This is a genomic window from Actinomycetota bacterium, from assembly GCA_019347575.1.
GTDB lineage: Bacteria > Actinomycetota > Nitriliruptoria > Nitriliruptorales > Nitriliruptoraceae > JAHWKY01.
Genome location: JAHWKY010000073.1, coordinates 1 through 7,285, shown reverse-complemented (window position 1 = coordinate 7,285; position 7,285 = coordinate 1). Strand labels below are relative to the sequence as shown.

Sequence of the window (7,285 nt, the reverse complement as noted above, 5' to 3'; positions counted from 1 at the left end):
GTCACCGCCGGCCTTGAAACCCGCCAGGCGATCCTCGACCGAGTCCGCTGCGGTGAGGAAGATCACCGGGATGTCGCTGATCGACCGGATCAGCCGGGCCATGCTCAGACCCCCCGGCCCCTCCGGCAGACGCACGTCGAGCACGGCCAGGTCTGGCAGGAAGGACCGAGTCGCGGCCTCGACCTCCAGACCGTGCGGCAGAGCGTGGGTCTCGTAGCCCTCGTCCTGCAGCGCCAGGGCGACCGCCTCCCGGACGGACTGGTCGTCCTCCACAACCAGCACGCGCGGTTCGTCAGCCATGGACGGATGGTAAGGACGCGCATCGCAGCATGCGCGGCGCCAGGACGCTCTTCAGCCGAACTTCAGCCCCCGCTCAGGCCCTCGCGGCCGAAGCGCACACCTGGGTGACCAAGGCGATGGAAGGACCCAGGTCCTACGGGGCGGGGACTCCTGGGCAACCGTCTTCAGCCCCCCTTCAGGTCCAGCACAGCTTCGCAACAGGCCCGCCACCGAACCTTGCTTCAGACCTCGGGGGCGACCGCTCCCAACACGGGGCACAAGACGAACCACACGACAAGGAACGCACATGAAGAAGACCATCACCATCCTGGCGGCAAGCGTCGCGCTCGCCGTCTTCGCCTCGGCGGCCTTCGCAGCCGTCACGTTCAACGCCGCTGACGGCACGGGATTCGTCGGCAAGGGCGACGTCCAACTCGTCTACAACTGGAACAACAAGGCCCTCCAGGACAACGCCGCGAGCGTCCAGTTCCAGGCGGAATCCAAGGTCGTGACCGAGGTCTCCTGGGTCTGCACGAACACCAAGCACGAGCACGAGCAGCCGCGGGCGCGCACGACGACGACGACCGTCGAAGGCGTCGTCGACAGCATCGCCCGCGACAAGAAGGGCCAGATCACCGGGTTCAACCTCACCGGGTACGCAGGAGGCACCACGGAAGATGTCGTGAATGACGGTCCCGGTGTCAACAGCTGCCCAGGCGGCAAGGACTGGAGCCTCACCACGCCTGCCGGGGACCCCGAAGAGGTGAGCAGCAGCAGCGCGCTCCAGGTCAGCATCGACGGAGCGGACTGGTTCGACCTCGAGTAGTACCCGATTGCCCAGAACGCAGACGACGGAAGGGCCGGCCCGAGGGCCGGCCCTTCGCATATCAGCTCGCTGCGACGATGGAGCGGTTGCGGCCGGTCTCCTTGGCCTCGTACAGCGCCCGATCCGCACGGGCGATCAGGCTGGCGGCCTCCTCCGAGCCGTCCCACACGGCGATGCCGGCCGAGCAGGTCTGCTCGAACGGAGTGGCTGTCCGCACGCGCTCGACTGTCTCGCGTGCCTCCGATGGTCCCGCCCCGGGCAGCAGCGCCACGAACTCCTCGCCGCCCCACCGAGCGAGCACGTCGACGTCACGCAGGACCTCCCGCCACGCTGAGGCCGCGGCGGCCAACAGTTCGTCGCCGGCCTGGTGGGGCCGTGGGTGTCGTTGTAGGACTTGAACCGGTCGAGGTCGACCAACGCCAGGGCAAGCGGCTCCCCGGTGCGCTTCGACCGCGCCATCTCGCGTTCCAGGAGTTCGTCGAAGGCCCGACGGTTGCGCAGCCCGGTGAGCTTGTCGGTCCGGGCCATCTCGTCGAGCTGGAGCAGCAGGTCGGACCGCTCGATCGCGACGCCCGCCTCGGTGGCCAGCAGGGTAGTGACCATCGCCGAGAAGTCGTCGAGGCCGGCCACTCGCCATCGCCATAGGACCACGAGCACGCCGACCACGTCACCCCGCCGGACGACGGGTTCGAGGAGCAGCGAGGCGGCGGCGGTTGCCTCGACGAGCCGCGGTGACACCCGCGGATCGTCGACGGCGTCCCGGATGAACAGACGCTCTCCGGAGGTGTAGGCCGTGACGATCGCGGACGGCTGCTCGCCCACGGTCACTACGATCTCGGTGAGGTCGACGCCGACGACAGCCGTGGATCGCAATCGGCCGTCGCCGTCCGGTTCGACGAGGAACGCGGCTCCGGCCTCGCTGACCGTCAACGCTGCCTCGCAGATACCCAACCGGGTGTCCGCCCCGTGACCGAGCCCTCTGGATATGCCGGCGACGGCGTCCAGCGCGCGGGCGCGTCGCTCGTTCGCGGCCGCCTCCGTTCGGATCCGTCGCACGAGGTCGTTGACGACCAGGCCCACGGTGGGAGCGACCACGAACCAGACGAGGGGACGGCGCCACTCGGTGGACGGGTAGCCCGGCGATCCGATGACCACGATCGGCAGCATGAAGACGAGCACGATGCCAACCACGACCGTGGCGACCTGCGCCCTCTCGGCATATAGCGCCACCCAGAACAGCGGGATCAACACGAGCGGCCCGTACCCGGACGCCGACCCGCCCTCAGCGTGCCGCAGGACCGCGACCGCCAGCAGGTAGGCGAGTGGCGGTAGCACCACCGCGGGGCGGGGGGAGACGGTCCCACGGCAGAACTGCCGCGGCGAGGAACGCAGCGACCGTTATCACGCCGGCGATCGCCAGCTGCGTGGCGTTCGGTTCGTCCGGGGGGAGGAAGCTCAGCGGGATCGCCGCCACGGCGATCACCGCGAACGGCAACAGGTGCCAGGTGATGACCCGACGGACAGGGCGGGCGACCACGGTCGTCCCGGCACCCGTCTCCCCACCCACGCGCGGAGCCTAACCCGCCATGCCGGTCGGCCGCTCGCGGATCAGCTGATGACGGTCATCGCGGTGACGACACCTATCACCGTCAGGTTGAGGGGGATGCCCGCGCGGGCGTAGTCGGTGAACCGGTAGCCGCCCGGGCCGTAGACGATCGTGTTGGTCTGGTAGCCGATCGGGGTCAGGAACGAGCTCGACGCGGCCACGGCGATCGCGATGGCGATGGCCCGCAGGTCGAGGCCCGTCTGCGCCGAGACCGACGCCGCGATTGGGAAGACGACCACGGCGGCGGCGTTGTTCGTGACCAGCTCGGTGAGCAGCGACACCGCCACCAGCAGCCCGAACACCACCCCGACGGTGCCGAAGACGTCGAACGCTGAGACGAGCCCCTCGGAGAGCGCGCTCGCCAGCCCGGTCGTCTGCATGGCGGCCCCGAGCCCGAAAGCGGCAGCGATGAGGATGATGACGTCGAAGTCGATCGCGTCGCGGACCTCGTTGGCCGTGAGCGAGCGGGTGGCGACCAGGGCACCCGCCGCCAGCAGCGCGGCCTCGAGGATCGGGAGGATCCCGAAGGCCGCCACCCCGATCATCCCGACGGTGATCGCGGCAACGACCGGCGCCTTGGCCGTGGCGGACGGCGGGTCGCCACCCAGCGGCGCGATGACGAGGAAATCGCGTGCCTCCGCCCAGTTCCTGGGGAACGCCTCGTCGGCGAGGATCAGCAGCGCATCGCCAGCACGCACCCGCACGTCACGTGGCTCCTCGGTCAACCGCTGCCCGTCGCGGTGGATCGCCAGGACCGCGGCCTGGTAGCGGGCCATGAACCCCACGTCGGCGAGGCCGTGACCGGCCAGCGGCGAGCTGCGCCCGACCACCGCGACGTACAGACCGTGCTGAGGGCTGGCCACCGACTCGAGGTGGTTCTGCTCGGTCGACCGCAACCCCCGCATCCGATGCAGCTCGACGATCTGCCCGACCTGTCCAGCGAACGTCAGACGGTCCCCACCCTGCAGGACCGTCTCGAGGTCGACCGGCGACATGGTGTGCCCGTCGCGGATCACCTCGACGAGGAACACGTGTCGACGTTCGATGAGACCGGTCTCGGAGACACGCCGGCCGTCCAGCGCCCCGCCGGACTCGACCTCCATGAACACGACGAACTCACGCACCTCCTCGGCAGCCTGTTCGGTCGCCGTGCGGCGTTCCGGGATCAGCCGCCACGCCACCACGACCAGGACAGTCAGGCCCGCGACCGCGGAGGCGCCGCCCACCCGGGTCAGCTCGAACAGGCCGAACGGAGCGTGGCCGGCCTCCACCAGCAGGCCCGAGACCACGAGGTTCGTGGAGGTCCCCAGGACGGTGACGGTGCCGCCGAGGATCGCCGCGAACGACAGCGGCATCAGGAAGCGTGACGCGGACACACCACGGCGTTCCGCCCACCCCACGACGTCCGGCGTCAGCATCGCGACCAGAGGGGTGTTGTTCAGGAACGACGAGGCCGCAGCCGTGGGCACGAGCAACCGGACGAGATCGAGCCGCCCGCGTCCCTCACCGAGGATCCGAGAGGTAAGCGGGCTCAGCAAGCCCGTCTTCTGTGCGGCCCGCGCGAGGACGTACAGCGCCGCCACCGTGATCGGGGCGGGGTTCGCGAACCCGGACAGGGCCTGATCGGTGTCGACCACGTCCACGATCAGCAGGAACACCGTCGCCGCCAGCACGACCGCGGAGGGCGCCAACCTGTCCCAGACGAGCAGCGCAAACGCGACCACCAGCACCGCCACCGTGATCCAGGCGTCCGCACCGAGACCGCTCACATCACTTCGACCGGTCCGCTATCCAGTTCACCCGCTCCATCCGCCACCCTCCTTCGTCCCGACACGCGGCAGCTTGGACGGCCCACCTGAAGGTCAACTGAAGGAAGCCGTCATCGCCGCCCCAGACTTGCACGGCCATTTACCAACCATGCATCGGGCGCGAAGGCCTCGACCACGTTCCACCACCCATGCGAACGTGCGGTCAGCGAACACCGTCGCGGAACGATCCCGGTGCGTCGAGCGTCAAACGCTCGAGACATCGCGACATCTGCGAGAGGAGGAGCTGTGCGGGAGCGAGCGAGCCGTTCGTGGATGACGGTGCTTGCGAGCGTGATCACGCTGGCGCTGGCGGGCTGTGGCGGGTCACCCGAACTCGAGTTGGCCGGACCCGCCGGAGGTGCGGGCACGTCGTCGCCTTCGGAGGCAGGTTCGCCGACGGCCGGAGCGGGGCTTCCGCGACCACCCGACCGAGCGTTCGCACGCACGGTGGAGGAACCGTGCCCCGGCGACGCGCGCATCGAGTCGGCCTTCGCGGGGAGCGTTGCTGCCGTGGATGAGGGGGGACCGGCACCGTGGGTGACCTTCGAGGTCGACTCGTGGTTCACCGACGATCTGGGCGAACGGTTCGGACTGTGGACTCCAGGCTGGGAGGCGAAGCGCGGCCGACGGTGGCTGGTCGCCGCGACCCGCTACCAGTCCGGTGCCCTGGCGTCAGGAGACGTCATCCCCTGCGAGAGCGAACCCTGGACGCCCGCGACGCGCAGCGACTGGGACGCCCGTTGGAACGGGTCGGTTCCGGCGGGCGGCGACACCCCGGAGTCGCTGGCGGATCCAGACGTCCTGGCTCGGCTCGAGGAAGGCAACGCTCGGTGGGAGGCGTCGGCACCGGCGGACTGGACAGCCGTCGTCACGTTGATCCGCCGCGGTGACCGTGGGCAGGAGTGCGGGGACGGTCCGGTCCGCGTGGTGGTCCGGGACCGCTCCGTCGTCCAGGCGGTCGATCTCGACCGTGACTGTGCTGTGCCGCCTGACCGCGCGCCCACGATCGACGAGCTCTTCGTGGAGGCACGGCGGGTTGCGGGGGCGCTCGAGGGAGAACTCCAGCTGGACGACGAGTACGGCTTCGTCGAGGCCATGTACGCACACGACCGTGCGGTCGAGGTGAGCCTCGGAGTCGCCGACTTCCTGCCGCGCGCGCTGCCCCTCGCGGAGGACAGCGCGCGCGATCACACCGACGCTCGCCAGCGGTGGGACCGGGCCGGCATCGACGACTACCACATGGTCGTCGACGTGCGTTGCTTCTGCGCGTTCACCGGGCCGGTCACCGTCGAGGTCGCTGACGGTGAACTCCGATCCGTCGACGCACCGGACGATCGGAACTACGGGGGTACGGCCCTGACCGTCGACGCGATCTTCGACGAGATCGCTGCGGCTCGGACCGACGGCGACGTGGACGTCGCCTACGACCCCGACCTCGGCTATCCAGTCGCCGCCGAGCTCGACCCGATCGTCAACGCAGTCGACGACGAGATCTCCTACCGCATCCTCGAGCTCGTTCCTACGACCTGAGCCCCGCCCACCTCCCGATCGCACCGCTCAGACCGAGTGCCGCGTCCGGAGGGAGTCGGGCCATGCGTCGTGCAGGTACGTGGCGAACGGCAACCACCAGACGAGGTCGTTGACCACGATGATGGTCAGTCCGTCGGGAGGCCAGTTGCCGGCTGTGACGTGCCAGGCGAAGGCTGCGGGCCCGGCGATCTTGCCGAACGCTCCAACGGCTGCGATCAGCCATCCGTGTTCGGGGCGGCGGGCCACCTGGAGGTACAGGATGCCGTAGAGGCCGATGACCATCCCCAGTGCGCTGGCGACCTCTGGATGGTCGGGGACGGGTATGCCCGCCGCGCGGTAGAGGGACACCGGGTGCAGTGCGACCACGGCGCCCCAGGCGAGGTTGTAGATCCCGGCTGCAGCGAAGACGGCGCAGTGCTGACGTCGGCGTCTCATGCGGTTCCCCCCGGTGGTTCGTACGGCCAGTGGCTGCCCGGGAGGCCAATGACGGCGCACAGGTCGCGGAGGCCGTGGAGGAGGATCCCGGCTGCCATGGCGATCAGCGACCAGGTGAGGGGGTCCGGCACCGGGTGGGTCGCGAGGGTCAGGTCGGTCGGTTGCTGCATCCAGCGCCACATCGTGGGGACGAGGTAGGCGAGCATCGCCCCGTACACGATGCCCATGACCGCGTGGGTGACGCGTTCTCCGGGGAACACGCCACCGATGCCCGCACGGACCTCGTCCTCGGTAACGAAGTCGGCCAGGGTGATGGCGATCTCGGCGGCCAGCAGCGTCGCAAGGATGGCGGTCCACCATCCTCGCCAGGCCACGGTGGGTAGCGTCGCGAAGATGATGACGTAGATGGCGTCTCTGGCGACATGCAGCTTCAGTTCGGGACGCATCGTGGGGTCGGCGACGAGCTTCCCGCGCCACTCGTGGAAGTACAGGGTGTCGAAGGCCCCGACGAGCCCGAGGACGAACAGCAGCCACAGCGCGGTTGTCACGGTCGGTCCTTCTCGATGGACATCGGACCTGTGTAAGTCAGCAAGGGGCCGGTCATCGGTGTGGCGATCTGGACCCGGACCCACACCTGGACGGTGTTGCGGGTCGGTTCGACGGTCGCGTCGACCCGCGGGGTGAGATCGGCCGGTATCGGCATGCGCAGCCCGGCCACCACGAGGCAGCAGTCGCGCTGGTGGAAGCGCAGGGTCCCGGCATCGGCCTCGAGCGCGAAGGTCAGCCGCAACGCCCCGAACC

Annotated in this window: 9 protein-coding genes; 2 read left to right on the top strand and 7 right to left on the bottom strand. The window is 69.5% G+C overall.

Translation table 11 applies throughout. The annotated features are described in order from the left end of the window. Nucleotides 1-300, bottom strand: a 300-nt coding sequence (locus KY469_21880; protein ID MBW3665750.1) for a response regulator, incomplete at its 3' end; no start/stop codon positions are given. A 286-nt stretch (nt 301-586) separates the two neighbouring features. Between KY469_21880 and KY469_21875 the strand changes: the two genes are divergently transcribed. Further along, nucleotides 587-1,105 carry a hypothetical protein gene (locus KY469_21875; GenBank protein ID MBW3665749.1) on the top strand — a complete coding sequence of 173 codons (519 nt, stop codon included), beginning with the start codon at nt 587-589 and terminating at the stop codon, nt 1,103-1,105. Between the two features lie 135 nt (nt 1,106-1,240). Here KY469_21875 and KY469_21870 read toward each other — a convergent pair whose 3' ends face one another. The 3 genes from KY469_21870 to KY469_21860 are packed head-to-tail and all read right to left on the bottom strand — an operon-like array spanning nt 1,241 to nt 4,480. Beyond that, nucleotides 1,241-2,440 (bottom strand): GGDEF domain-containing protein, encoded by a 1,200-nt coding sequence (locus tag KY469_21870; GenBank protein MBW3665748.1) that lies wholly within the window; start codon nt 2,438-2,440, stop codon nt 1,241-1,243. Next, nucleotides 2,388-2,672, bottom strand: coding sequence for a hypothetical protein (locus KY469_21865; GenBank protein ID MBW3665747.1), 285 nt, complete (start codon nt 2,670-2,672; stop codon nt 2,388-2,390). The genes KY469_21870 and KY469_21865 overlap by 53 nt, the downstream gene beginning before the upstream one ends. 41 nt (nt 2,673-2,713) lie before the next feature. Continuing rightward, the gene (locus tag KY469_21860) at nt 2,714-4,480 is read right to left on the bottom strand and encodes an SLC13 family permease (protein ID MBW3665746.1); all 1,767 of its coding nucleotides are present in this window, start codon (nt 4,478-4,480) and stop codon (nt 2,714-2,716) included. A gap of 312 nt (nt 4,481-4,792) precedes the next feature. Between KY469_21860 and KY469_21855 the strand changes: the two genes are divergently transcribed. Next, a complete protein-coding gene (locus KY469_21855) occupies nt 4,793-6,049 on the top strand; it encodes a hypothetical protein (GenBank protein ID MBW3665745.1) in 1,257 nt (418 codons plus the stop codon). A 27-nt stretch (nt 6,050-6,076) separates the two neighbouring features. On the opposite strand, the gene KY469_21850 is transcribed toward KY469_21855, so the two are convergent. From KY469_21850 to KY469_21840, 3 genes are all read right to left on the bottom strand, one after another. After that, entirely contained in the window at nt 6,077-6,484 is a 408-nt protein-coding gene (locus tag KY469_21850) for a hypothetical protein (protein MBW3665744.1), read from the bottom strand. Continuing rightward, nucleotides 6,481-7,032, bottom strand: a complete 552-nt coding sequence (locus KY469_21845; GenBank protein ID MBW3665743.1) for a hypothetical protein — start codon at nt 7,030-7,032, stop codon at nt 6,481-6,483. Before KY469_21845 ends, KY469_21850 begins: the two co-directional genes overlap by 4 nt. Continuing rightward, on the bottom strand, nt 7,029-7,285 hold a 257-nt coding region (locus KY469_21840), incomplete at its 5' end, for a DUF4166 domain-containing protein (GenBank protein ID MBW3665742.1). The genes KY469_21845 and KY469_21840, both read right to left, overlap by 4 nt.

Bases quoted from the DNA above. Each gene is read 5' to 3' on its own strand.
- KY469_21850 (MBW3665744.1), bottom strand. From the start codon at position 6,484: ATGAGACGCCGACGTCAGCACTGCGCCGTCTTCGCTGCAGCCGGGATC.
- KY469_21875 (MBW3665749.1), top strand. From the start codon at position 587: ATGAAGAAGACCATCACCATCCTGGCGGCAAGCGTCGCGCTCGCCGTC.
- KY469_21855 (MBW3665745.1), top strand. From the start codon at position 4,793: ATGACGGTGCTTGCGAGCGTGATCACGCTGGCGCTGGCGGGCTGTGGC.